The organism is Microbacterium sp. EST19A, from assembly GCF_019969685.1.
Taxonomy (GTDB): Bacteria; Actinomycetota; Actinomycetes; order Actinomycetales; family Microbacteriaceae; genus Microbacterium.
On the sequence record NZ_JAHXYZ010000002.1, the window covers coordinates 1519671 to 1541186 of the forward strand.

Annotated in this window: 22 protein-coding genes; 11 read left to right on the forward strand and 11 right to left on the reverse strand. The window is 69.1% G+C overall.

Going from position 1 to position 21516, the window contains the following annotated elements; all coding sequences use genetic code 11:
* Positions 1 to 6: 6 nt before the first annotated feature.
* Positions 7 to 2796, reverse strand: a complete 2790-nt coding sequence (locus tag LC452_RS17360) for a right-handed parallel beta-helix repeat-containing protein (RefSeq protein WP_223627500.1) — start codon at positions 2794 to 2796, stop codon at positions 7 to 9.
* Positions 2797 to 3168: 372 nt separating this feature from the next.
* Between LC452_RS17360 and rfbA the strand changes: the two genes are divergently transcribed.
* The 3 genes from rfbA to LC452_RS17375 are packed head-to-tail and all read left to right on the forward strand — an operon-like array spanning position 3169 to position 6463.
* On the forward strand, positions 3169 to 4041 hold the full coding sequence (gene rfbA / locus LC452_RS17365; protein WP_223627502.1) for a glucose-1-phosphate thymidylyltransferase RfbA: 873 nt from the start codon (positions 3169 to 3171) through the stop codon (positions 4039 to 4041).
* A complete protein-coding gene (rfbB, locus tag LC452_RS17370; RefSeq protein WP_223627504.1) occupies positions 4038 to 5036 on the forward strand; it encodes a dTDP-glucose 4,6-dehydratase in 999 nt (332 codons plus the stop codon). The genes rfbA and rfbB overlap by 4 nt, the downstream gene beginning before the upstream one ends.
* 5 nt (positions 5037 to 5041) lie before the next feature.
* Positions 5042 to 6463, forward strand: a complete 1422-nt coding sequence (locus LC452_RS17375) for a bifunctional dTDP-4-dehydrorhamnose 3,5-epimerase family protein/NAD(P)-dependent oxidoreductase (RefSeq protein WP_223627506.1) — start codon at positions 5042 to 5044, stop codon at positions 6461 to 6463.
* Here LC452_RS17375 and LC452_RS17380 read toward each other — a convergent pair.
* Positions 6460 to 7677, reverse strand: coding sequence for a glycosyltransferase (locus LC452_RS17380; RefSeq protein WP_223627508.1), 1218 nt, complete (start codon positions 7675 to 7677; stop codon positions 6460 to 6462). The two genes, LC452_RS17375 and LC452_RS17380, sit on opposite strands and share 4 nt — an antisense overlap.
* Positions 7678 to 7800: 123 nt before the next feature.
* Between LC452_RS17380 and LC452_RS17385 the strand changes: the two genes are divergently transcribed.
* Positions 7801 to 8256 (forward strand): adenylyltransferase/cytidyltransferase family protein, encoded by a 456-nt coding sequence (locus LC452_RS17385; protein ID WP_223627510.1) that lies wholly within the window; start codon positions 7801 to 7803, stop codon positions 8254 to 8256.
* Between the two features lies 1 nt (position 8257).
* On the opposite strand, the gene LC452_RS17390 is transcribed toward LC452_RS17385, so the two are convergent.
* Positions 8258 to 8650 (reverse strand): SIP domain-containing protein, encoded by a 393-nt coding sequence (locus LC452_RS17390; protein ID WP_223627512.1) that lies wholly within the window; start codon positions 8648 to 8650, stop codon positions 8258 to 8260.
* A gap of 127 nt (positions 8651 to 8777) precedes the next feature.
* Between LC452_RS17390 and LC452_RS17395 the strand changes: the two genes are divergently transcribed.
* The 5 genes from LC452_RS17395 to LC452_RS17415 are packed head-to-tail and all read left to right on the forward strand — an operon-like array spanning position 8778 to position 13814.
* Positions 8778 to 9272, forward strand: a complete 495-nt coding sequence (locus tag LC452_RS17395) for a transporter substrate-binding domain-containing protein (protein ID WP_223627514.1) — start codon at positions 8778 to 8780, stop codon at positions 9270 to 9272.
* Complete coding sequence (locus LC452_RS17400) at positions 9269 to 10246, forward strand: cation transporter (protein ID WP_223627516.1); 978 nt, start codon at positions 9269 to 9271, stop codon at positions 10244 to 10246. Before LC452_RS17395 ends, LC452_RS17400 begins: the two co-directional genes overlap by 4 nt.
* A gap of 50 nt (positions 10247 to 10296) precedes the next feature.
* Entirely contained in the window at positions 10297 to 10560 is a 264-nt protein-coding gene (locus tag LC452_RS17405; protein ID WP_223627518.1) for a glutaredoxin domain-containing protein, read from the forward strand.
* 28 nt (positions 10561 to 10588) lie between these two features.
* Positions 10589 to 11989 carry an MFS transporter gene (locus tag LC452_RS17410; protein ID WP_223627520.1) on the forward strand — a complete coding sequence of 467 codons (1401 nt, stop codon included), beginning with the start codon at positions 10589 to 10591 and terminating at the stop codon, positions 11987 to 11989.
* Positions 11990 to 12017: 28 nt separating this feature from the next.
* Positions 12018 to 13814 (forward strand): aldehyde dehydrogenase family protein, encoded by a 1797-nt coding sequence (locus tag LC452_RS17415; RefSeq protein WP_223627522.1) that lies wholly within the window; start codon positions 12018 to 12020, stop codon positions 13812 to 13814.
* Positions 13815 to 13820: 6 nt separating this feature from the next.
* Here the strand turns inward: LC452_RS17415 and pip are convergent, their stop codons facing one another.
* Both pip and LC452_RS17425 read right to left on the reverse strand, forming a co-directional pair.
* Positions 13821 to 14792 (reverse strand): prolyl aminopeptidase, encoded by a 972-nt coding sequence (gene pip / locus LC452_RS17420; protein ID WP_223627524.1) that lies wholly within the window; start codon positions 14790 to 14792, stop codon positions 13821 to 13823.
* Positions 14793 to 14811: 19 nt separating this feature from the next.
* Entirely contained in the window at positions 14812 to 15702 is an 891-nt protein-coding gene (locus tag LC452_RS17425; RefSeq protein WP_223627526.1) for a neutral zinc metallopeptidase, read from the reverse strand.
* Between the two features lie 52 nt (positions 15703 to 15754).
* Here LC452_RS17425 and LC452_RS17430 point away from each other — a divergent pair, with 52 nt between their 5' ends.
* Entirely contained in the window at positions 15755 to 16744 is a 990-nt protein-coding gene (locus LC452_RS17430; protein WP_223627528.1) for a malate dehydrogenase, read from the forward strand.
* A gap of 54 nt (positions 16745 to 16798) precedes the next feature.
* Entirely contained in the window at positions 16799 to 17269 is a 471-nt protein-coding gene (locus LC452_RS17435) for a recombinase family protein (RefSeq protein WP_223627530.1), read from the forward strand.
* 28 nt (positions 17270 to 17297) lie between these two features.
* On the opposite strand, the gene LC452_RS17440 is transcribed toward LC452_RS17435, so the two are convergent.
* The 6 genes from LC452_RS17440 to LC452_RS17465 all read right to left on the reverse strand — a co-directional run bounded on the left by LC452_RS17440 (position 17298) and on the right by LC452_RS17465 (position 21466).
* Positions 17298 to 18029 (reverse strand): hypothetical protein, encoded by a 732-nt coding sequence (locus LC452_RS17440; protein WP_374197783.1) that lies wholly within the window; start codon positions 18027 to 18029, stop codon positions 17298 to 17300.
* A 103-nt stretch (positions 18030 to 18132) separates the two neighbouring features.
* On the reverse strand, positions 18133 to 18693 hold the full coding sequence (locus tag LC452_RS17445) for a T6SS immunity protein Tdi1 domain-containing protein (protein ID WP_223627532.1): 561 nt from the start codon (positions 18691 to 18693) through the stop codon (positions 18133 to 18135).
* A gap of 10 nt (positions 18694 to 18703) precedes the next feature.
* The gene (locus LC452_RS17450) at positions 18704 to 19345 is read right to left on the reverse strand and encodes a polymorphic toxin type 15 domain-containing protein (protein WP_223627534.1); all 642 of its coding nucleotides are present in this window, start codon (positions 19343 to 19345) and stop codon (positions 18704 to 18706) included.
* On the reverse strand, positions 19345 to 20046 hold the full coding sequence (locus tag LC452_RS17455) for a hypothetical protein (RefSeq protein ID WP_223627536.1): 702 nt from the start codon (positions 20044 to 20046) through the stop codon (positions 19345 to 19347). Before LC452_RS17455 ends, LC452_RS17450 begins: the two co-directional genes overlap by 1 nt.
* A gap of 79 nt (positions 20047 to 20125) precedes the next feature.
* Entirely contained in the window at positions 20126 to 20761 is a 636-nt protein-coding gene (locus LC452_RS17460; protein ID WP_223627538.1) for a hypothetical protein, read from the reverse strand.
* 3 nt (positions 20762 to 20764) lie between these two features.
* Complete coding sequence (locus LC452_RS17465) at positions 20765 to 21466, reverse strand: hypothetical protein (protein ID WP_223627716.1); 702 nt, start codon at positions 21464 to 21466, stop codon at positions 20765 to 20767.
* Positions 21467 to 21516 lie beyond the last annotated feature (50 nt).

The window sequence follows — 21516 nt, forward strand, 5'->3', positions numbered from 1 at the left end:
CGAGGGTCAGCGGGCGGTCACCGGCGCGTGCGGCGCGCCGATCGCGCGCGTCTGCAGGGACACGCCCAGCAGATCCACGACCTTCCCCGGCAGGGCCGAGACACCGACACCGGGGATCGCCGACGTGAGCTGCCACGTCGTGGCATCCACGATCGGTGCGCCTTCGGTCAGCACCGACTTCGCGTCGTTGCCGGTCAGCGCCCGGAACTCCTCGATCGTGGTGATGCCACGGGTGCCGTTCGGGCCGTCCGCCCAGCATGCGAAGTTCGCGGGCGACGAGGCGGACGACCGGTGGTACAGGTTGGCATCCTGTGAGATGCCGAACTGGCCGCCCGACCACTTGTTCGTCAGGTCCTGCACGAGCATCGGGCACGCCTGGCCACCGTACGAGAGGATGTTGTTCCGCACGACCACGTCGCTCGTGATCCACGGGATCAGCGAGCTGATGCTCTGGATCTCCTGCCGACGCTCATCCTGCATGTAGGTGATCGTTCGTCCGTTGTCGACGATCGTGTTGTTCCAGATGTCGACGTCGCCCGAGTCGAACACGAACACACCGCTGTTGCCGTTGCCGATGATGTAGTTGCCTGCCACCGTCGCCGTCTGGCTGAGCTCGATCTCGAGACCCTCGCGTCCATTGCCCTCGAACACGTTGTTCGTGATGTTGAGCTTCGAGCTCGAGACATCGAACCACAGGCCGGTGGACCCCACGTTGTCGGAGATGATGCTGCCCGACACGGTCACGTTCGAGGCGCGGGACATCTTCACCCCGCCGGCCACCGGCGTGTAGTTGAACTTCGCGGCGTTGTTACCGGTCACGAGCGAGTTCTCCACCGTCAGGTTGTCGGTGTCGTTCACCGCGATGCCCAGCAGTCCGTTGCCGGTGACCGTGAGGTTGCGCAGCGTCTTGTTGTCGTTCCAGACGAAGAGGCCGACGGTCGCGTTGTCGCGGATCACCATGTTCTCGAGGGTGAGTCCGTTGACCTCAGCGCTCACGGCGCCCAGCATCGCGACGGTCGTGGCGTAACGCTGCACGCCGATACCGCGGACCGTGGTGCCCTCGCCCTGGATCTTCAGACCCTTGGCGAGCGCGCTCGCCTCGACGGCGTGACCCGCCGGGTCATTGCCGACGACGATCTGCTTCGCACCCTGATCCACGAAGAAGGTTCCCGCGGTCACTGCCGAACGGCTGGCGACCTGCGTCAGCGGCGCACCGTCGAACCAGACCTGATCGGGGTAGCCGGCCAGCGGGTTCGAGCCGTTGACCCACCAGCTCGTCTCATCCTGGCCCTGGCTGAACGACACGCGGCTGTCGAAGAACGTGCTCCACGGCGCCGCCCAGCTGCTCCCGGACTGCGACCAGCCGGTGACCGGCTTGGAGCCGTCGAGCCACACGGCCTCACCGGGTGCCGATTGGATCGTCAGCTTCTTGGAGAAAGGCACCGCGAGGGTCTCGCGGTAGGTGCCCGCGCGCAGCACGATCGTCGAGCCGCTCGGGGCTGCGTCGATCGCACGCTGTGCACCGGCCACCGGGTTCGCCTTGGTTCCGTTGCCCGAGCTGCGGGTGCCGTCCGGCACCACGTAGATCGCGTCGGCGGGAGCAGGGTAGGAGGCCTGTCCGACGGGGACGGATCCTGCGGTGCCGCTACCGGATGCCGGGGGTGTCACCGGCGGAATCACCGGGGGTGTCACCGGCGGAGTCACCGGGGGCGTGACGGGCGGCGTGGTCGGCTCCGGCTCGGGAGTCGGCGTCGGCGTGGGAGTCGGCGTCGGCGTCGGCGTCGGAGTAGGAGTGGGCGTCGGCGTCGGCGTCGGAGTCGGCTTCGGCGTAGGCGTCGGAGTCGGCTTGGGCGTGGGAGTCGGCGTCGGCGTCGCGGTCGGGGTCGGCGTCGGGGCCGTGGTCGGCTCCGGTGTCGGCGTGGGCTCCGTGGTCGGGGTCGGCGTGGGCTCCGTGGTCGGGGTCGGCGTGGGCTCCGTCGTCGGGGTCGGGACCGGCTCCTGGGTCGGCACCGGCGTCGGCGTCGGGACCGGCTCGGGAGCGGCCTGAAGGTCGTCGGAGCTCACGCTGAGCTCGTCGACGCTCACGGCCAGGGGCTGATTGCCGGGCGACATGTACGTCTGGACGCCGGGCGTACCGGCGGTCCGCACGGCCTCCGCAGATCCGTCCGTCACCTTCATCTGCCAGCGCGGCGTCTCGGTGCCGACGATCCAGGCACGCGCGCGCACCGTCACGTCATCGGTGCCGTCCGCCTCGATCTCCACCCGCACGGCGGCGCCCTCGGGCACCTCGCCGATCAGGAGGAGGTCCTGACGGATCACCGTCTGGGTGTCGTTCGCGTCGTAGCGGCCGATCGAGAGCACGCCGCGCGACTGGGTGTCGAGCCGGAAGCGGGCACCGTAGTACCCCGACTCGCTGTTGCGCGTCGTCACGATGGTCGTCGCGCCATAGCCGGCGGTCGGCACCGCGGAGTAGCGGATCGTCGCGCCGACGGTCGCGTCGGTCGCCGTCGCTGTCGTCGCGACGTGGATGCTCCGGTGCCCGCCGCTGGTCGCGATCACGCCGGCATCATCGCTCACCGAGACGTCGGATGCGGGGGATGACACGTAGCCGTCGCCCCACCCTCCCGTCGTCGTGCGGGTGAACGTGTCTGTCCAGGTCTCGGTGCCATCGGCATCCGTCGTGGTCTGCGCATCGCCGGAGGCGAGTGCGCTGCCGGGTTCGGGAACCGATTCATCGACGGCGGCGCCTGCCGCGGACGGGACGGCGAGTGCGCCGATCACGAGCGCGACGGTCATCGCGGTCCAGATCGATCGAGGGGTATGCGGACGGTTCGACGATCGCGGGGACGCGACCTGGCGGAACGAAGTCATATGGGAGAGCCCGGGCCTTTATGTGGGGGATCGTGCTTCTGACAGCGAGCTCGGGCGATCCGTCACCGGTCGCGTCGTCGTCACGATGCGACCGTGTTCTTGCGGGAACCACTCGAGTTCTGGCCCCTCCCCGCTGCGCACCATACCCCATGAACCTGGAAAAGCTCCCCCATCCCGGTCTCGCCGCAGAGCATCCGATAGAGTCGTCGGATACGGCTGTGGGGGTCGTGGACGGCAGGGGATGGCCGTCTGCTCTGTGACGCCACCACGGACACCGACGTTTTCACGAGGGGGATCATGAAGGGCATCATTCTTGCGGGCGGATCGGGGACCCGGCTGCATCCGATCACGCTGGGCGTCTCGAAACAGCTGATCCCGGTGTACGACAAGCCGATGGTCTACTACCCGCTGTCGACGCTGATGCTCGCGGGTATCCGCGACATCCTGGTGATCACCACGCCCCACGACGCCGCGCATTTCGAGCGACTCCTCGGCGACGGCTCGCAGTTCGGCATCTCGCTGACCTTCGCGCAGCAGGCGTCGCCGGACGGCCTCGCGCAGGCGTTCACGATCGGGGCGGACTTCATCGGCGACGACAGCGTCGCCCTCGTGCTGGGCGACAACCTGCTCTACGGTCCCGGCCTCGGCACGCAGCTGAAGCGCTTCGCCGACATCGACGGCGGCGCGGTCTTCGCCTACTGGGTCGCCGAACCGGAGGCGTACGGTGTCGTCGCCTTCGACGCGGACGGCCAGGCCGTCTCCCTCGAGGAGAAGCCGGAGAACCCGCAGAGCAACTACGCGGTCCCCGGGCTCTACTTCTTCGACAACGACGTCGTCGAGATCGCCCGCAACCTCGCGCCCAGCGCCCGTGGAGAGTATGAGATCACCGACGTGAACCGCGCCTACCTGGAGCGCGGCAAGCTGCAGGTCGAGGTGCTGCCGCGGGGAACCGCATGGCTCGACACCGGGACGTTCGATCAGATGACGGATGCCGCCGACTACGTGCGCACCATGGAGCGCCGCACCGGCATGAAGATCGGGGTGCCCGAGGAGGTCGCCTGGCGACAGGGTTTCCTCGACGACGCGCAGCTGCGATCGCGCGCCGAGGCTCTCGTGAAGTCGGGCTACGGCTCCTACCTGCTCGACCTGCTGGAGAGGGGCCGCGCATGACCCGCCTGCTCGTGACCGGCGGCGCCGGCTTCATCGGATCCAACTTCGTGCACCATGTCGTGGCGCACACCGACGCGCACGTCACGGTGCTCGACAAGCTCACCTACGCCGGCAACCGCGCATCGCTCGCGGGCCTCCCCGAGGACCGCGTCGAGCTCGTCGAGGGAGACATCGCCGATGCCGAGCTCGTCGACGGGCTCTTCGCGAAGGCCGACGCGGTCGTGCACTACGCGGCGGAGTCCCACAACGACAACTCGCTGCACGACCCGCGCCCGTTCCTCGACACGAACATCATCGGCACCTACACCCTGCTCGAGGCCGCGCGCCGGCACGAGCGCCGGTTCCACCACATCTCGACCGACGAGGTCTACGGCGACCTCGAGCTCGACGATCCACAGCGCTTCACCGAGCAGACGCCGTACAACCCGTCGTCGCCGTACTCCTCCACCAAGGCGGGCAGCGACCTGCTGGTGCGCGCCTGGGTGCGGTCGTTCGGCGTGCAGGCCACGATCTCGAACTGCTCGAACAACTACGGCCCCTACCAGCACGTCGAGAAGTTCATCCCTCGCCAGATCACCAACGTCATCCGCGGCATCCGCCCCAAGCTGTACGGCGCAGGGCAGAACGTGCGCGACTGGATCCACGCCGACGACCACTCCTCGGCCGTCCTGACGATCCTCGAGAAGGGCGCGATCGGCGAGACGTACCTGATCGGCGCCGACGGCGAGAAGGACAACAAGTCGGTGGTCGAGCTGATCCTCACGCAGATGGGCCTCCCGGCCGACGCCTACGACCACGTCACGGATCGCGCGGGACACGACCTGCGCTACGCGATCGACTCGACGAAGCTGCGCACCGAGCTCGGCTGGCGTCCGCAGTTCTCCGACTTCGAGTCCGGACTCGCCTCGACGATCGACTGGTACCGCGCGAACGAGGACTGGTGGGCGCCGTCGAAGGACGCGACCGAGTCGTTCTACGCCGCGAAGGGGCAGTGAGAGCGATGACCGAGTTCGGCAAGACGCTGACGGTCACCGAGACCCCGATTCCGGGGCTGCTCGTCGTGGAGCTGCCGGTGCACGGCGACTCGCGGGGCTGGTTCAAGGAGAACTGGCAGCGCGAGAAGATGGTCGCGGCAGGTCTCCCCGACTTCGGGCCGGTGCAGAACAACGTCTCGTTCAACGACGCGGTCGGCACCACGCGCGGCATCCACGCCGAGCCGTGGGACAAGTGGGTGTCTGTCGCGACCGGCCGGATCTTCGGCGCCTGGGTCGATCTGCGCGCCGGCGAATCGTTCGGTGCGGTCTTCACGACCGAGATCGATCCGTCGCGCGCGATCCTCGTGCCGCGGGGCGTCGGGAACTCTTACCAGACCCTCGAGCCCGACACCGCGTACACGTATCTCGTCAACGACCACTGGTCGCCGGATGCCGCGTACTCCTTCCTGAACCTCGCCGACGAGACCGCCGCGATCGCCTGGCCGATCCCGCTGTCCGAGGTGGAGATCTCGCCCAAGGACCTCGCGCACCCGCGTCTCTCCGATGTCACCCCGATCGGACCGCGCAAGACGCTGGTGGTCGGTGCGGCCGGTCAGCTCGGGCTCGCGCTGCGTGAGGCCCTCGGCGACGTCGCTCACGTCGAGTACGCCACGCGCGAGACGCTCGACCTGGGCTCCGACCTGTCGACCGCACGGCGCTGGCGGGACTACGGCACCATCATCAACGCCGCGGCGTACACGGCGGTCGACCTCGCCGAGACCGCAGAAGGACGGCAGGACGCCTGGGCGGCGAACGTCACGGGTGTCGCGGCGCTCGCCCGCATCGCGACCGAGAACGGCATCACCGTCGTCCACGTCTCGAGCGACTACGTCTTCGACGGCACGAGCACCCGACCGTACACCGAGACCGATGCGGTGCGTCCGCTCGGCGTCTACGGCCAGACGAAGGCGGCCGGCGATGCCGTCGTCGCCACGGTGCCGCGGCACTACATCGTCCGCACGTCGTGGGTGATCGGCGAGGGCCGCAACTTCGTGCGCACCATGGCATCGCTCGCCGATCGGGGGATCGCTCCGCGCGTCGTCGGAGACCAGATCGGCCGCCTGACGTTCACCGAGGATCTCGCCGCCGCGATCGTGCACCTGGTGTCGCACGAGGCGCCGTACGGCGTGTACAACGTGACGGGCGAGGGCGAACCGCGCTCCTGGGCCGACATCGCTCGCGCGGTCTACCGGCTCACGGGCCACGACCCGTCCTCCGTCACCGACGTGTCGACCGAGGAGTACTTCGCAGGTCAGGCCGGACCCATCGCCCCGCGGCCGCTCAACAGCGTCCTCGATCTGACCCGGATCACGGCGACCGGCTGGACGCCCCGCGACGCGGATGCCGCACTCGAGGCGTACCTCGCGACGGCGGCGAGCGAGGTCTAGAGCTCGCCCGGCTTCATCACCTCGACGTCGATCGCGCGGATGACGCGCTGCGCGGCGGTGTCGGGCTTCGGTTCGGGTGCCGGAGCGTCGATCTTCCGGCGCCGCTGCGGCGCGTAGACCACGAGCGAGTGGAACAGGAACCGGGCGAAGAACGCGACGATCAGCGAGAGCGCGGTCGCGAGCACGCTCGAGATGTGCCAGCTCTCCACCATCAGCGCCATCACCGGGATCCGCAGCGCCGCCTCGACGTTGTTGAACGTGAACGACGTGGCGAAGCGGATGCCGAGGGCACGGGCATCCGTGCGCATGTCGGCGAACACGAACCGCTCCTGCAGGAGGAAGTTGCCGATGATCGTGATCTCGGCGCCGATGATCGCCGCCCAGACGTAGGGCACTCCCGCCATAGTCAGCGCCCACATGATCGCCAGGTTCGCTACGGCGCCGATCAGCCCGATCAGGGCGAACAGCGACATCTTCCCGAAGCGCAGCCGTGCCAGGTGGGCGAGAAAGGTCCCGCCCTGCCGCAGGCTGGCCTTGGAGCTGCCGTGGCGGCGTTCGGCGAACTCCATCGGCACCTCGGCGATACGCAGGTCGGTGCGCGCGAGGATCTCGAGCAGGATCTTGAAGCCTCGGGGCTTGAGCGCGTCGAGATCGAGGCGGCTGCGGTCGACGAGGAAGAACCCGGTCATGGGGTCGGTGCTGCGGGCGAGACGGATGGGGAACATCGCCCGCGTCAGCCAGGTCGCTGCCCGCGAGACCCCGAACCGCACGGCGGTGCCGAGACCGCTCGTGTCTCCGCCGCCGATGTACCGGGAAGCGGCGACCACGTCGGCGTCGCCCGCCGCGTGCCGGTCGAGGAGCGCAGGGAGGAGCTCGGGCGGATGCTGCAGGTCGCCGTCCATCACGATGCAGACGTCGGATGCCGCGGCCCCGAGACCTGTGACCACGGCACCGCCGAGGCCGCCGCTGTTCTCCGCACGATGGATCACCCGCACCGGGATCGGCGCGTCCGCCGCGACTCTGGCGACCTCCGCCGCGGTGTCGTCGGTGCTGTCGTCGACGAACAGGATCTCGGCCTCGCGTCCGGCGAGCGCGGCGGCGGTGCGCGCGACGAGTTCCGCGACATTGTCGCGTTCGTTGAAGGTCGGCACGATGACCGTGACCCCTGCCCCCACGTGCTCCCCCGCTCCTGCCGTGCGCATCGTCTGCGGCATCCATCGTTTCACGGGTTCCTATGGGTCGGGAAACCGGTTCTGCTAGAGTGGGTGATCGCGGCTGTGGGAGTCGCGAAGCGGGTGGGGATCCGCTTACTGGGGAATATCTGATCTGGGGAGATCATGGGGACGCGTATCGGCTATGCCGTTGGTGCTTTCGACCTGTTTCACGTCGGGCATCTGAACCTTCTTCGTCACGCCAAGCAGCAGTGCGACATTCTGATCGCCGGCGTCGTGAGCGACGAGATGCTGCGTCAGGTGAAGGGCATCGAGCCCGTCATCCCGACGGCGGAGCGTGCGGAGATCGTCAAGCACATCTCCTTCGTCGACGACGTCTACGTCGAGACGACGCCGTCCAAGATGGACTCCTGGCGAGACGTGCAGTTCACGCACTTCTTCAAGGGCGACGACTGGCGCGGCACCGAGAAGGGCCTGCGCCTCGAGCGCGAGTTCGCCGAGGTGGGGGTCGAGGTCGTGTACTTCCCGTACACCGCCCACACGTCGAGCTCGACGCTGCGTCGCGCGCTCGACGCGATCACGGCGGGCGCGAACGCCCCCGCCGTCGCGATGTCGCGCTGAGTCAGTTCGCGACGCCGAGCAGGCTCCGCGCCATGCGCGCGACGTGCGGCGGCGTGTGCGGGCCCAGCCAGACGGTCCACTGCGCGGGCGGTTCGGTGCACGTCCACTCGACGCACCAGGCGTGCACGGCGCCGGCCAGCCGCTCACCCTTGGCGTGGGCGCGGATGCCGTCGCCGCGCACGAGCCAGCGCACCGACACGCCCTCCGGCACGTCGATGTGGCGGAACTGGATCCGCGCCGCAGCCTCGAGGATGATCACGCCCTGCGCGTCCCAGGGAAGTCGTGCCGCGACCGCCGAGATGGCGCCGGCGTCCGCCGCATCGCCGGCGATCAGCACGGCTCCGTCGATGTTCTCCCAGTCGGGATCGTCCAGGTGCTCGCGGGCGCTGCTCATGCCAGAAGTATAGGTAAGGATACCCTTACCCGGCAAGAGGCATCCGGCCGATCCGCCCGCCTAGCGCCGCCGATCCTCGCGCGTCAACGCACTTGTGCGCCACCACGGCGGAGAGCACGCTGAGCCGGTGAACACATCGTCGCGTCCTCGGCGTCTCCCGCGCATCGCCGGCATCCTCGCTGCGCTGGCGCTGTCCACCGCCCTCGCCGGATGCGGACTCACGATCCCCGCCGACCCGGACGGCACGCTGGATACCGTCACGGACGGAGAGCTCCGGATCGGCACCTCACCCGACGGCGACCTCGTCCAAGTGGCGGACGGCACGCCCTCCGGCAGCATCGTCGACCTGGTCGACGAGTTCGCCGAGAGCATCGACGCGGAGCCGGAGTGGACCGTCGCCTCGGAGGAGACCCTCGTCACCATGCTCGAGGCGGGCGATCTCGATCTGATCGCCGGTGGCATCACGTCGGACACGCCGTGGGTCGAGCGGGCCGGAGTGAGTCGCGGCTACCCGGGCATCGACGGCGCGGAGGGGCGGCAGATCGTCATGCTGGTGCCGCTCGGCGAGAACGCGTTCCTCACCGCCCTCGAGACCTTCCTCGACGAAGAGGTCGGCTCGTGAGCGACACCGGGCAGTTCGGCCGGATCACCCTCCCGCCCGAGCAGCAGCGCGCGATCCGCAGCGCGGTGAAGTGGGAGATCTTCACGATCGTCTACACCTCGATCACGATCGCCGTGATCGCGCTCGTGGTGGGCAACTCGCAGGCGATGCGGACGGCGTGGATCGAGGACATGCTCTCCCTCATCCCCCAGATCGCCTTCCTGACCGCCCTGATCTTCGTGCGCCGCCGCCCCACGCTGAAGCACCCGTACGGCCTGCACCGGGCGATGGGGATCGGCCATCTCGTCGCCGGCGTCGCCCTGCTCGCGGTCGGACTGAACCTCGCGTTCGAGTCGGCCGCCGGGCTGATCGCCGGCGAGCATCCGACGATCGGCACCGTCGTGCTGTGGGGCCACACGATCTGGCTCGGCTGGCTGATGATGATCGTGATGGCCGTGGTCATCGTCGGACCCGTGTTCTTCTACGGCCCGGCGAAGTCGAAGCTCGCGCCCGTGCTGCACAACAAGCTGCTCTACGCCGACGCCGACATGGCGAAGGCGGACTGGCAGACCACCGTCGCCTCGATCGTCGGCGTGCTCGGCGTCGGCGCAGGGGTGTGGTGGCTCGACGGCGCGGCCGCCGTGTTCATATCCCTCGGCATCATCTGGGACGGCTTCCGCAACACCAGGGCCGCGATCGTCGACCTCATGGATCAGCGTGCCCGCACCTACGACAGCAAGAAGGCGCACCCCCTCGCCGCCGACATCGTCGCGTATCTGCGCGCCCGCCCCTGGATCGCGGATGCCGCGGTGCGCATGCGCGACCAGGGGCAGGTCTTCCACATCGAGGCGTTCGTCGTGCCGCGCCGCCGCAAGGTCACGGTGCACGAGCTGACCGAGACGGCCGAGGGCGTCGCGGCGCTCGACTGGAAGGTGCAGGACGTCGTGATCGTCCCGGCGGAGCGTCTGCCCGACGAGGCCGACACCGGACGCTGACGCTCGTCACACCCGGAGCCCACCCAGCTGGGCGGTCGTAGGCTGGAACCATGACTTCTCCCGCTTCTGACACGATCACGATGTTCGGCGCCGAGTGGTGCAGCGACTGCCGCCGCACCAAGAAGCAGCTCGATGAGCTGGGCGTCGAGTACACCTACGTCGACCTCGAGGCCGACCCCTCCGCGGCCGACGTCGCGAAGGAGATCTCGGGTCGCATGAACATCCCGGTCGTGCTCTACCCGGACTCCTCGCACCACGTCGAGCCGTCGAACGCCGACGTCGAGTCGAAGCTGCGCGAACTCGCCCTGATCTGACCGCTCATCGCGCCGATACACTGGCGCGATGAGCACTGAGGCTCGATCCGAACGAGCATCCGTCCGCCTGTCTCCGCGCACCGTCGTGCTGTACGCGATCGGTTCGGTCGGGACCGGCGGCTACGCCACCCTTCCCGGGCTGGTGCTGACGTACTTCCTGACCGACAACCTCGGTGTGGCCGCCCTGGCGGCAGGACTCATCGTCACGCTGGCGAAGATCTGGGACGTGATCATCGACCCGCTGATCGGGGCGGCATCCGATCGTCAGCTCGCGCGCACGGGCTCGCGGCGCGGCTTCATGATCACCGGCGCGCTCACGCTGCCGCTGTGCTTCGCCCTCACGTTCGCGGTGCCGCCGTCGTGGGGGCCGGTCGCCGGAGCCGTCTGCGTCCTGCTGGCGTTCCTCGCGACCGCCACCGCGTTCAGCCTGTTCCAGGTGCCGTACGTCGCGCTCCCCGCAGAGCTGACCGGCAGCTACGACGAGCGCACGCGTCTGCTCGGCTGGCGCGTCGTCGTGCTCACCGCCGCGATCCTGCTGTTCGGCGCCGGAGGTCCCGCCCTGCGCAACGCGGGCTCCGACCCCGTGCTCGGCTACCTCCTGATGGGTATCGCCGCGGGTCTCGTGATCGGCATCGGCATGTTCATCTCCGCGCGCACCGCCGGCCGTTCGAGCGCCTCGGATACGTCGGACGGGGCTCCGGTGTCCGTCGCCCCCGCCTCACCGTGGCGCGACCAGTACCTCTCCGGGTTCCGGGCGCTGCGCCGCAGCCAGCCGTTCCGTGCCCTGCTCGGCACCTTCCTGCTGCAGGCCCTGGCGACCGGCACGATGCTCGCCGGGGCGCAGTACGTCGCGACGTGGGTCCTCCGCTCCGAAGACGCGGTGACCCTGGTCTTCGTCGCGCTCGTCGGTCCGGCCCTGCTCGCGACGCCGGCCTGGACGGTCATCGCCCGGCGGATCGGCAAGGAGCGGGCGTTCGCGATCGCGAGCGTGCTGTTCACGGCGGCCGCCCTCACGATCACTGCCGCGGTGTGGGCGCCGGGCGCCTGGATTTACGCTTCCGTCGCCGTGGCCGGCATCGCGTACGCCGGGCTGCAGTCGCTGCCGATGGCGATGCTGCCCGACGTCATCTCGCACGACGAGCGCGCCAGCGGCCCGGGGCAGGCCGGCACGTTCACGGGCATCTGGACGGCGGGCGAGACGATCGGCTTCGCCCTGGGCGCCACCGCCGTGTCGCTGACACTCGCCGCCACGGGATACGTCTCAACGGTCGCGGGCGCTGCCGTGCAGCAGCCGGCCGAGGCGATCACGGGCATCGTGCTCAGCTTCAGCATCCTCCCCGCCGTGCTGATGGCCGCGAGCCTGCTGGCGCTCCGTCGCTACGGCCTGCGCCGGCACGACATCGACGTCACCCCCGCACCCGGCGCATAAGCTGGGATCCCGTCCGAAGGAGACGCCGATGACTTCTGCGACCACGCCCGCCGCCCCGACCCGCGCCGATGAGCCTGCGCCGAAGACCACGGCTCCGGACATCGTCGAGGGCGTGCGCGACCGTCTCGATGGCGCGATCGATCACCTCCAGGTCGGCGCCAGGACGTGGTCGTCCCTGACCGTCGCACAGCGGGTGACGCTGTTGCGCGCGGTGCGCACGAGCGTCGCCGCCTCGGCCGAGGACTGGGCGACCACCGCTTCCGCCTCGAAGGGCCTGACGGCGCAGCATCCGCTCGCCGGCGAGGAATGGCTCAGCGGCCCGTACAGCGTGCTCGGCGCTCTCGACGCGTACATCGAGACCCTCTCCCGGCTGGCCGAGGGCAGGAATCCGCTCGACGGCCTCACGATCGGCCGCGCGCCGGGAGGCCGCACGCGTGTGCAGGCGTTCCCTTTGACGGGCATCGACCGCTTCCTCCTGTCGGGCTACACCGGCGAGGTCTGGCTCGAGCCGGGCGTCACCCCGAACGCCGCGCGCGCCGCCGCCGGCCTCGCACAGCGCACGCCCGCCGAGCCCGCCGGTGTCGGCCTCGTGCTCGGCGCGGGCAACATCACCTCGATCCCCGTGCTCGACGTGATGTACGAGCTCCTCGCCCACAACCGCACCGTCCTGCTCAAAGTGAACCCCACGCAGGATGCGCTCGTTCCGGTGTACAAGCGGGCGCTCGCGCCCCTGATCGAGCCGGGGTTCCTGCGCATCGTCCGCGGCGGACCCGAGGTGGGCGCCTATCTCACGGGTCACCCCGGTCTGGCACACGTGCACATCACGGGCTCCGCGGCGACGTTCGACGCGATCGTCTGGGGACCCTCGACCGGAGCGGGCGCCGCGGCGACGAAGCGGCGTCGGCGCGAGAACCGTCCGCAGCTGAAGAAGCCGATCACCGCGGAACTCGGCGGCGTCTCCCCCATCATCATCGTGCCCGGTCGGTGGACGGATGCTGACATCACGTATCACGCGGAGCACGTCGCGACGATGCGGCTGCAGAACTCCGGCCACAACTGCATCGCGGGCCAGGTGGTCATCCTCTCCTCCGACTGGGATCAGGCCGACGCCTTCCGTGCGGCGCTGCGCCGGGCCTACGCCAACGCTCCCGAACGACCCATCTGGTACCCCGGCTCCCCGTCGCGCATGCACCTCGCGACCGACGAGTACCCGGATGCCCTGGTGCTCGGCGACCGACTCCTCGTCGAGATCGAGGGTGACGACGACCCCGCGGCCCTGCAGACCACGGAGTACTTCTCCCCCGTCCTCGGCGTGGTCACGGTGCCGGGCACCGGTCAGGCGTTCCTCGACGCCGCCGTGACGCACGCGAACGAGAAGCTCCAGGGCACGCTCGGGGCGAACCTGCTGATCGATCCGGTCACCGAGAAGACGCTCGGCGCCGGGTTCGAGCGTGCGATCACGGCCCTGCACTATGGATCGATCGCCATCAACGGCTGGACCGCCTTCGGGTTCATCACCCCGACCATGACGTGGGGCGCGTTCCCCGGCAACACGATCGAGGATGTCGGCAGCGGCATCGGCATCGTGCACAACGCCCTGCTCCTCGATCAGGTCGAGCGCTCGGTGATCCGCGGGCCCTTCCGGCCTCTTCCGCGCTCCCTGCCGCTGCTGAACGGCGGCGGCCGCCTGACGATCCTGCCCAAGCCGCCGTGGTTCGTCTCGGCGCGCACCGGGGCGGCTGTCAGCGAGGGCCTCACCCGCTACCGGGCGACCGGCGGCGTGCTCGGACTCGTGAAGACGCTGGCCCGCGCGATGCGCGCCTGACGGCGGTCAGACAGCGGCGAACCGGTCGGTCGCGTCGCGGAGCGCCTGCTGGATGCCGGGCTCGGCGGCCGAGTGACCGGCGTCGTCGACCACGACGAACTCCGCCTCCGGCCAGGCGCGGTGCAGATCCCACGCGGTCATCATCGGCGTGCACACGTCGTGACGGCCCTGCACGATGACGGCGGGGATGTGACGGATGCCGGACACGCCCGCGATCAGCTGCCCTTCGGTCCACCAGCCGCGGTTGACGAAGAAGTGGTTCTCGATGCGGGCGAAGGCGGTGGCGTTGCGAGGGTCCGACATCGCGGCGATCTGGGCGGCGTCCGGGCGCAGCGTCACGGTCGACGCCTCCCAGGTCGACCAGGCGACCGCGGCCCGCACGTGCACGGCGGGGTCGGGGTCGAAGAGGCGGCGATGGTATGCCTCGATCATGCGCGAGCGCTCCAGCACCGGGATGGGGGCGAGGAAGTCCTCCCAGAGATCCGGGAACAGCGCTGCCGCGCCGCCCTCGTAGAACCACTCGAGCTCCTCGCGCCGCAGCGTGAAGATGCCGCGGAGCACGAGCTCGGTGACGGCATCCGGATGGGCCTGCGCATACGCGAGCGCCAGGGCGCTGCCCCAGGAGCCTCCGAAGACCTGCCATGCCCTGATTCCGAGATTCCTGCGCAGCAGCTCGATGTCGGCGATCAGGTGCGCCGTCGTGATGTGACGGAAGTCCGCGTCCGGGGCGCTCACGTGCGGGGTGCTGCGTCCGCAGCCCCGCTGGTCGAGCAGCACGATCCGATAGCGCGCCGGATCGAAGAACCGCCGCTGCCACGGTGACGTCCCGCTGCCCGGCCCGCCGTGCAGGAACACGACCGGCTTGCCGTCCGGGTTGCCGCTCGCCTCCCAGTACACGCGGTGGCCGTCGCCGACGAGCAGCTCACCCGTCTCGTACGGCTCGATCGGCGGGTACAGCGCATCCAGGTTCATCGTCATCGATCCCCCAGCTCAGGTGTCACGGGTCCAACTGATCGCCGGGCAGGGTCAGCGTCTGCCCGCAGACGCCCAGTCCGTTCTGGTAGCCCTCGGCGAACCAGCGCTGACGCTGCTCGCTCGAGCCGTGCGTGAAGCTCTCCGGGTTCACCGTTCCGGACGACTGCTGCTGGATGTTGTCGTCGCCGACCGCGAATGCGGCGTTCAGCGCATCGACCCGCTGTTCTTCCGTCGTCGGCTGGAGGTACGAGTCGCCGTCGGCATCCTTCTGCTTCTCGATCTGCCCGATCCAGGCCCCGGCGTAGCAGTCGGCCTGCAGCTCGATCCGCACGCCGTTACTGTCGGGTCCGGTGCCGTTGTTCGGGTAGCGCTCCATGTCGCCGGTGATGTTCTGGATGTGGTGGCCCCATTCGTGCCCGACGATGTACAGCTGGGCGAGGTTGCCGGCGGACGCCCCGAACTGCTGCTGCATGAGCTGGAAGAACGTGGGGTCGATGTAGACGGTCAGGTCGGGCGGGCAGTAGAAGGGACCGACCGCGTTGGATGCCGTGCCGCACGCGGTGTTCGTGGCGCCGTCGACGACGATCAGCTGCGGAGCGCTGTAGTTCTCGACGTTCTCGCCCCAGAACTTGTCGAGGGCGAGCTGCGCCCCGGCCATGCGGCAGTCGACGTTCTCGTTGGCATCCTGACCGGTGTCGCAGTTCTCGATCACCGAGCCGCCGGCGGGCTCCGTGCCGCCGCCGGGAGCGGTTCCCCCGCCGAGCAGACCGGTGAGGTCGATGCCGAGCAGCGGTCCGGCGATCAGCGCGATGATGCCGAGCACACCCACGACGCCGCCGCCGGCGATGGCGGCGTTGCGTCCGCGTCGACGCGTCGTGTTGTTCGAGAGATCGGCGTCGGGATTGAAGGTCATGCGACGAGGGTACTCTGCGCGACGGGAGTGCTGCGGACGTAGGCTCGATGACATGACGACGACGATCACCATCACGGGCGCGGGCGGACAGATCGGCTATGCGCTGCTTTTCCGCATCGCCGCCGGCGACCTGCTCGGCCCGGACGAGAAGGTGCGCTTCCGGCTGCTGGAGATCCCGCAAGGACTCGCCGCCGCAGAGGGCGCGGCGCTCGAGCTGCAGGACGGGGCGTTCGGCCTGCTGCAGCACGTGGAGGTGACGGATGACCCGGCTGTCGGCTTCGACGGCGCTGACCTCGCCCTGCTGGTCGGCGCCCGTCCCCGCGGACCGGGCATGGAGCGCGCCGACCTGCTCGCGGCGAACGCCGGCATCTTCGGCCCTCAGGGCGCCGCGATCGCTGCGAATGCGGCTTCCGGCGTGCGCGTCACGGTCGTCGGCAACCCCGCGAACACGAACGCGCTGATCGCGGCGGCATCCGCCGAGGGCCTGCCCGCCGAACGCTTCACGGCGCTCACGCGTCTCGACGAGAACCGTGCACGGGCGCAGCTCGCGCTGACGCTCGGCACGCCGGTCGAGACCGTCCGGCGCGTGCCGATCTGGGGCAACCACTCGGCGACGCAGTTCCCCGACATCTCGCATGCGACCGTCGGCGGTGAGCCGGTGGCCGCAGCGCTCGAGCAGATCGTCGGCGACGTGCCTGCCTGGCTCGACCAGACCTTCATCCCCCGCGTCGCGAAGCGCGGTGCCGAGATCATCGAGGTGCGCGGATCGTCGTCGGTGGCGTCCGCAGCGAACGCCGCGATCGACCACGTGCGCGACTGGGTGCACGGCACCGAGGACTGGACATCGGCCGGCGTCGTCTCGCACGGCGAATACGGCGTGCCGGAGGGCCTGATCTCGTCGTTCCCGGTGCGCTCCGTCGACGGGGAATGGCAGATCGTGGAGGGGCTGGAGCTCAGCGATTTCGCTCGCGGCCGCATCGACGCGTCGGTCGCCGAGCTCGTCGAGGAGCGCGAGGCGGTGCGGTCGCTCGGCATGCTCTGAGTCTGGTCACCGCTCGGGGCCGGATCAGGGCAGAATGGATCCCGGAGGTGCGCGATGAGCGAGACGATGGAACCCACGAAGGCAGCGGCATCGGTCGACGGCGCTCTCACCAGCCCTCTGCACCTGCCGCATGCGGCAGCGGAGTGCCCCAAGTGCTTCACCGAGCTGCAGCAGAACCGCGATTGGTGGCTCGCCCGCCCGGTCGGCTCACGTCTGGTCGGGCTCGTCGTCTCCCGCGAGGGTATGCCGTCGGTGGTCGAGCAGCGCGACGACCTGACCCGGTTCGGCGTGCCGATCGAGGGGTTCCGTCACCCGGCGCCCGACATCCTCGAGAGCTGGAGCGACCGTCTCGGCCGGCTCATCGCGACGCTCAACGTCGGTGACGTGCTGGTCGTCGCGAACATCAACGCTCTCGGCCGCGACGCCGAAGAGGGTGCCCGCACGGCCTCGGAGCTGCGCCGCCACGGCATCATCGTCAAGGTGCTGAGCCACGACGCTCGGCATCTCGCCGACGCGACCCGCTGAGCCGAGCTCAGCGGCAGCGGTCCCGCCGTCAGTCGCCGTCGGAGTCGCTCTGATTCCGCAGCACCTCGTCGTCGAGCAGCGGGAGGTCGGCGCGCGTGACGACCTGAGAGGTCACGGCGTACTCCACCAGGCGAGCACGCCGATTCGTCGCGAGCTTGCCGGCGCCGCCGCGAAGACCCTGCACGCCCATACGGTCGAGCTTGTCGCACACGTTGTCGAGCTTGCGGTTGAACTTGCTCATGGTCCATCCGAGACGCTGGGCGGCGGCGCTCGACGACGGCAGCTCGTTCATGCTCACGCCCTCGCGACGCAGCATCGGCTCGGCGAGAGCGACGATGAGCTGCTTCTGCAGCGGCGTGAAGCTGGCCGGCATGACCGTGGTCTCGCCGCTCATCGACGCCTCGACCTGTCGGGAGACCTCGTACGGAGCCTCCTCGGTGTGCAGGCTCAGCTCGTAGGTGAAGGGGCCGGCCGTGAACACGATCACGCTGCGCTCGAAGACGAGCGGCATCCGCGCGCCCGGCGAGAGCCACGACTGCACGGCGCCGCCGGCGCTGGAGATCGTCGCGGCCAGGCGCACGCCGACGTTCGCCAGCCACCAGAGCCCGTCCCGATTCTGCAGCTCGAGGAAATGCCGGTGCAGGTAGGGGTTGTCGTCGATCTCGAGGTCGCCCTCTCGACCGATGATGAACGGCCGATCGGTCGGCAGATCATGCCATTCGCCGGCGAACTCGAGCCGCAACGGCACGACCTCTCGCACGGCCGTCGGCACGGCGCTGTCGATCTCCGTCGTTGGATGCGCATCAGTCACGGAAAGACCCCCCACGCACATCCTGCCATGGCGGGGCCGATACCGTGCGAGGTCAGTGCCCGATGACGCCCTGGAGGTCGACCGCGACCTGGATCGAGGCGATCGTCTCGCGCTTGCGCAGGTTCTCGACCTTCGCCTGCCCGCCCAACGACAGCAGCGGCACGAAGATGAACGACTGGTCGTAGGGCAGCTCGCCGTGCGCCGCGACGGCCTCCGGGAAGAGGTCCCAGTTCAGCGTGCGGGACAGGTGAGCGGCGCCATCCATCAGCGTGAGCATGAAGAACGTGCGGAACTTCGTGCCGAGCCCGGCGATGCGGCCCTCGCGGTACAGGATGCCGACGACGCCGAGACTCGGCTCCCAGGTGATCAGATCCCCGAGGCCCGTGACCATGATCGGGATGGCGATGCCGTCGCCCTGGGTCTTGCCGATGCAGTCCCCGACCTCGGCCTCATAGAGCTTCGGGTCGATGACGCGCAGGAATCCCTCAGCGAATGTGCCGTAGCCGTACTGCTCCCAGATCTCCACGAGTTCGTCCGGAACACGGCCCCGGTACTCCTCGATGATCTCCGCCGGGACAGGCGCGTGCGCAACGAAATCTGCGATCTCAACCATGTTTCCCAACCTATCGGAGGACGACGCTGATGTTGACGTTGTTGAGGTCGACGCCCGGGTTCGCGTTCACGTAGTCGATGATGGCCGAGTCGATGTCACCGACGCGCGACCTCCACTGCGAACCGAGCGAGGAGTTGATCCGGGTGTCGCCGACTCCCGAGATGTCGGTCACGTCTCCACCCGCGATCCCGTCCAGGCGGTGAGTGGCGGCCTGCGTGCTGAGCCAGTCCCGAGCGTTCTGCGCCGCTTCGGTGGGCGACTGGCCCTCCAGGCGCAGTTCGAGGATCCGGTCTTCCAGCGCGGCATCCCTCGCCGCCTGCTGCGCGCGGAGCGAGTCGGTCGTGCGGCCGTTCTCGAGGTACTCGATCCTGTTCCGCAGCCAGTCGGCCGCCGACATGCTCTCCAGCGTGTCCATCTGCTCGTTGTACTGCCGGTTGTACTCGGCCGAGTCGTGATTCCTGTTGCGCCGGAAGCGTCGCAGACTCACGTCGATGCTGTTGTCGAAGCGGTCGCTGTCGCGCACCTGCCTGACCACGTTGTCGAGGTGGTCGTTCATGTTGTCGGTGACCTGGTGCAGCCGGTCCCTGGCATGCACGCCGCCCTTGAGGGCCGCCTGCTTGAGCTCCCGGATGATGGGCTTGATCGCACTCATCAGTCATCCCCTCCGAAGTCCAGCGCCGAGAAGTCCGAGAAGAAGTTCGACGTCAGTGTCTGGATGTCGGCTCCATGCACCTTCATGGTCGACTGCGCTTCCTCGAGCGCCTCCAGGTCGGCGTAGAACTCGTCCGAGTCCCCGGCCGTCGCCTCCACCATCGGCGCATCGAGGATCGCATCGATGACCGCGGGGAGCTGCTCCGCGAGCGGCTCGATCGCCATCGGCGCCAGCTGGTTCAGCAGCTGCTCCACCGCGATGTCGACCGCGGCGTTCAGCAGCTTCTTCTTGATCAGCAGCATCGGCCCGGCGCCCACGGCGGTGATGGGGTTCGTCAGCATCGCGACCAGGGTGATCATCGTCGACGTCACATCGACGATGACCTTCATCTTCAGTGCGAAGATCGCCTCCGCGCCGATGTCCATCGCGGTCGCCGCCGGCGGCATGATGTCGATCAGCTTCTGCAGGTTCTGGGATCGGTTGGTGTTCCAGGCGCCCATCGTCGCCGGCCCCGTCTGCCCGCGCATGGCGCCGGCGAGGTCGCCGTTCACCTTGCGGTCGACGGCCTGGATCACGCCCTCCAGGTCGGACCCGAACGTGCGCAGCAGGACCGCGCCCTTGCGCACCTCGTCCTCATCGATATCCGGCCACTCGAATCCGAGCTTCTCCATCACCCAGACGAGTTCGTTCGGCAACATCATCCCCACGAAGACCACCTCCTGAAAAGACCCTACGATGTCGGCGCGGATACCACGATGGGTAGCACTTCCCCCCTCCGCGTCAGTCGCCCGGCGCGCCGATCTCGACGCTCACGAAGCGCGAGCCGGGAATCGTCTTGATCTCGATCGTCGCGCCGTCGAGCGATCCGGAGGCCATCCCGAAGCGGCTCGCGATCTCGGCATTGCTGAGACCGCTCAGGCCGGCCGCCTCACTCGCCGGCGCGAGGAACCGCATGTCGCCCTCGGACTCGCCGTACTCGTCGGGGCTGTCCTGGCCGATCGCGTCCTCGTAGAGCTCTTCGACGAGCTGGGTCGGCACCTTCTTCGGGGTGCCCTTGATCTCGTCGAGGATGTCGCCGGGGATCCCTCTGACGTCCTTCCCGAGCGACGTCCCGAGGTCGCGCGCCGCGTCGTAGTCCGGGTCGGCGTGCCGGGGCGAGTACCCGAGGGTCTCCAGCCCGCGGCGCGCGTCCGTCCGGATGTCGTAGTCCTTCGCGTGCGACACCGGGCCCTTGTCGTCCCGCCGGTGCTTCGGCACGCCGTCGGCGCTGCGTCGATCCAGACCGCGGATGGCGTCGGCATCCGCCCTGTGTTTGCCGCCGCGCTTGCGGAACGCGCCGGCGAACCCCTGCTTGAACTCGTGCCCCGCGCCGTCCACGGCATCCACGAGGTCGCGCATCAGCTTCTTCAACGTCACGGTTCAGTCCCCCGAGATCTGCAGGTTGGCGAGGTCGGCGAGCAGCCGATCGGTCAGGTCCTCGACGTCGGCGGCGTGCGCGTCCATGTCGTCGGCCGCCTGGTCGAGAGCCACGAGATCGGCGTAGAACTCGTCCGCGTCGCCGATGGCGCCTTCCACCACCGGCGCATCGAGCAGCGCCGTCACCAGGGCGGGCACCTGCTCCGCCAGAGGTTCGATCGCGAGAGGCAGCACCTCGTCGATGACCTTCTCGAGGGTGATCTCCATCGCCATCGAGAACAGCTTCTTGCGGGCGAGGATCAGCAGCGCCGCACCGCCGGCACCGAACGGACCGGCAGCGAGCAGGGGGATCAGCTGGGCGAGGGTCACGGTGACGTCGACGATCACCTTCACCTTCAGCGCCAGCACGATGTCGGCGGCGATGTCGATCCCGACCGCGGCGGGCCCGAGGATGTCGAGCAGCTGCTGCACGTTCTCGGAGCGGTTCCGGTTCCAGGCGGTGACATGCGCCGTGCCCGTCTGCCCGGTCATCGCTGCGGCGAGCTCGCCGTTGATCCGGCGATCGGCCGCCTGCACGAGACCCTCCATGTCGTCGCGGTATCCGCGCACGAACACGGCGGCCTTGCGCACCTCGTCCTCGTCGATGTCGGGCCACTCGAGACCCAGCTTGTCCATGATCCAGATGAGTTCATCCGGCAGCATCATTCCCACGGCGACCACCTCCGCGCACGACGCTACCCAGCGTCACCGCGCGG

What these genes read in the sequence shown, in the direction of transcription:
- LC452_RS17360 (WP_223627500.1), bottom strand. Translation starts at nt 2,796, where the DNA reads ATGACCGTCGCGCTCGTGATCGGCGCACTCGCCGTCCCGTCCGCGGCA.
- rfbA (WP_223627502.1), top strand. Translation starts at nt 3,169, where the DNA reads ATGAAGGGCATCATTCTTGCGGGCGGATCGGGGACCCGGCTGCATCCG.
- rfbB (WP_223627504.1), top strand. Translation starts at nt 4,038, where the DNA reads ATGACCCGCCTGCTCGTGACCGGCGGCGCCGGCTTCATCGGATCCAAC.
- LC452_RS17375 (WP_223627506.1), top strand. Translation starts at nt 5,042, where the DNA reads ATGACCGAGTTCGGCAAGACGCTGACGGTCACCGAGACCCCGATTCCG.
- LC452_RS17380 (WP_223627508.1), bottom strand. Translation starts at nt 7,677, where the DNA reads ATGCCGCAGACGATGCGCACGGCAGGAGCGGGGGAGCACGTGGGGGCA.
- LC452_RS17385 (WP_223627510.1), top strand. Translation starts at nt 7,801, where the DNA reads ATGGGGACGCGTATCGGCTATGCCGTTGGTGCTTTCGACCTGTTTCAC.
- LC452_RS17390 (WP_223627512.1), bottom strand. Translation starts at nt 8,650, where the DNA reads ATGAGCAGCGCCCGCGAGCACCTGGACGATCCCGACTGGGAGAACATC.
- LC452_RS17405 (WP_223627518.1), top strand. Translation starts at nt 10,297, where the DNA reads ATGACTTCTCCCGCTTCTGACACGATCACGATGTTCGGCGCCGAGTGG.
- LC452_RS17410 (WP_223627520.1), top strand. Translation starts at nt 10,589, where the DNA reads ATGAGCACTGAGGCTCGATCCGAACGAGCATCCGTCCGCCTGTCTCCG.
- LC452_RS17415 (WP_223627522.1), top strand. Translation starts at nt 12,018, where the DNA reads ATGACTTCTGCGACCACGCCCGCCGCCCCGACCCGCGCCGATGAGCCT.
- pip (WP_223627524.1), bottom strand. Translation starts at nt 14,792, where the DNA reads ATGACGATGAACCTGGATGCGCTGTACCCGCCGATCGAGCCGTACGAG.
- LC452_RS17425 (WP_223627526.1), bottom strand. Translation starts at nt 15,702, where the DNA reads ATGACCTTCAATCCCGACGCCGATCTCTCGAACAACACGACGCGTCGA.
- LC452_RS17430 (WP_223627528.1), top strand. Translation starts at nt 15,755, where the DNA reads ATGACGACGACGATCACCATCACGGGCGCGGGCGGACAGATCGGCTAT.
- LC452_RS17435 (WP_223627530.1), top strand. Translation starts at nt 16,799, where the DNA reads ATGAGCGAGACGATGGAACCCACGAAGGCAGCGGCATCGGTCGACGGC.
- LC452_RS17445 (WP_223627532.1), bottom strand. Translation starts at nt 18,693, where the DNA reads ATGGTTGAGATCGCAGATTTCGTTGCGCACGCGCCTGTCCCGGCGGAG.
- LC452_RS17450 (WP_223627534.1), bottom strand. Translation starts at nt 19,345, where the DNA reads ATGAGTGCGATCAAGCCCATCATCCGGGAGCTCAAGCAGGCGGCCCTC.
- LC452_RS17455 (WP_223627536.1), bottom strand. Translation starts at nt 20,046, where the DNA reads ATGATGTTGCCGAACGAACTCGTCTGGGTGATGGAGAAGCTCGGATTC.
- LC452_RS17465 (WP_223627716.1), bottom strand. Translation starts at nt 21,466, where the DNA reads ATGATGCTGCCGGATGAACTCATCTGGATCATGGACAAGCTGGGTCTC.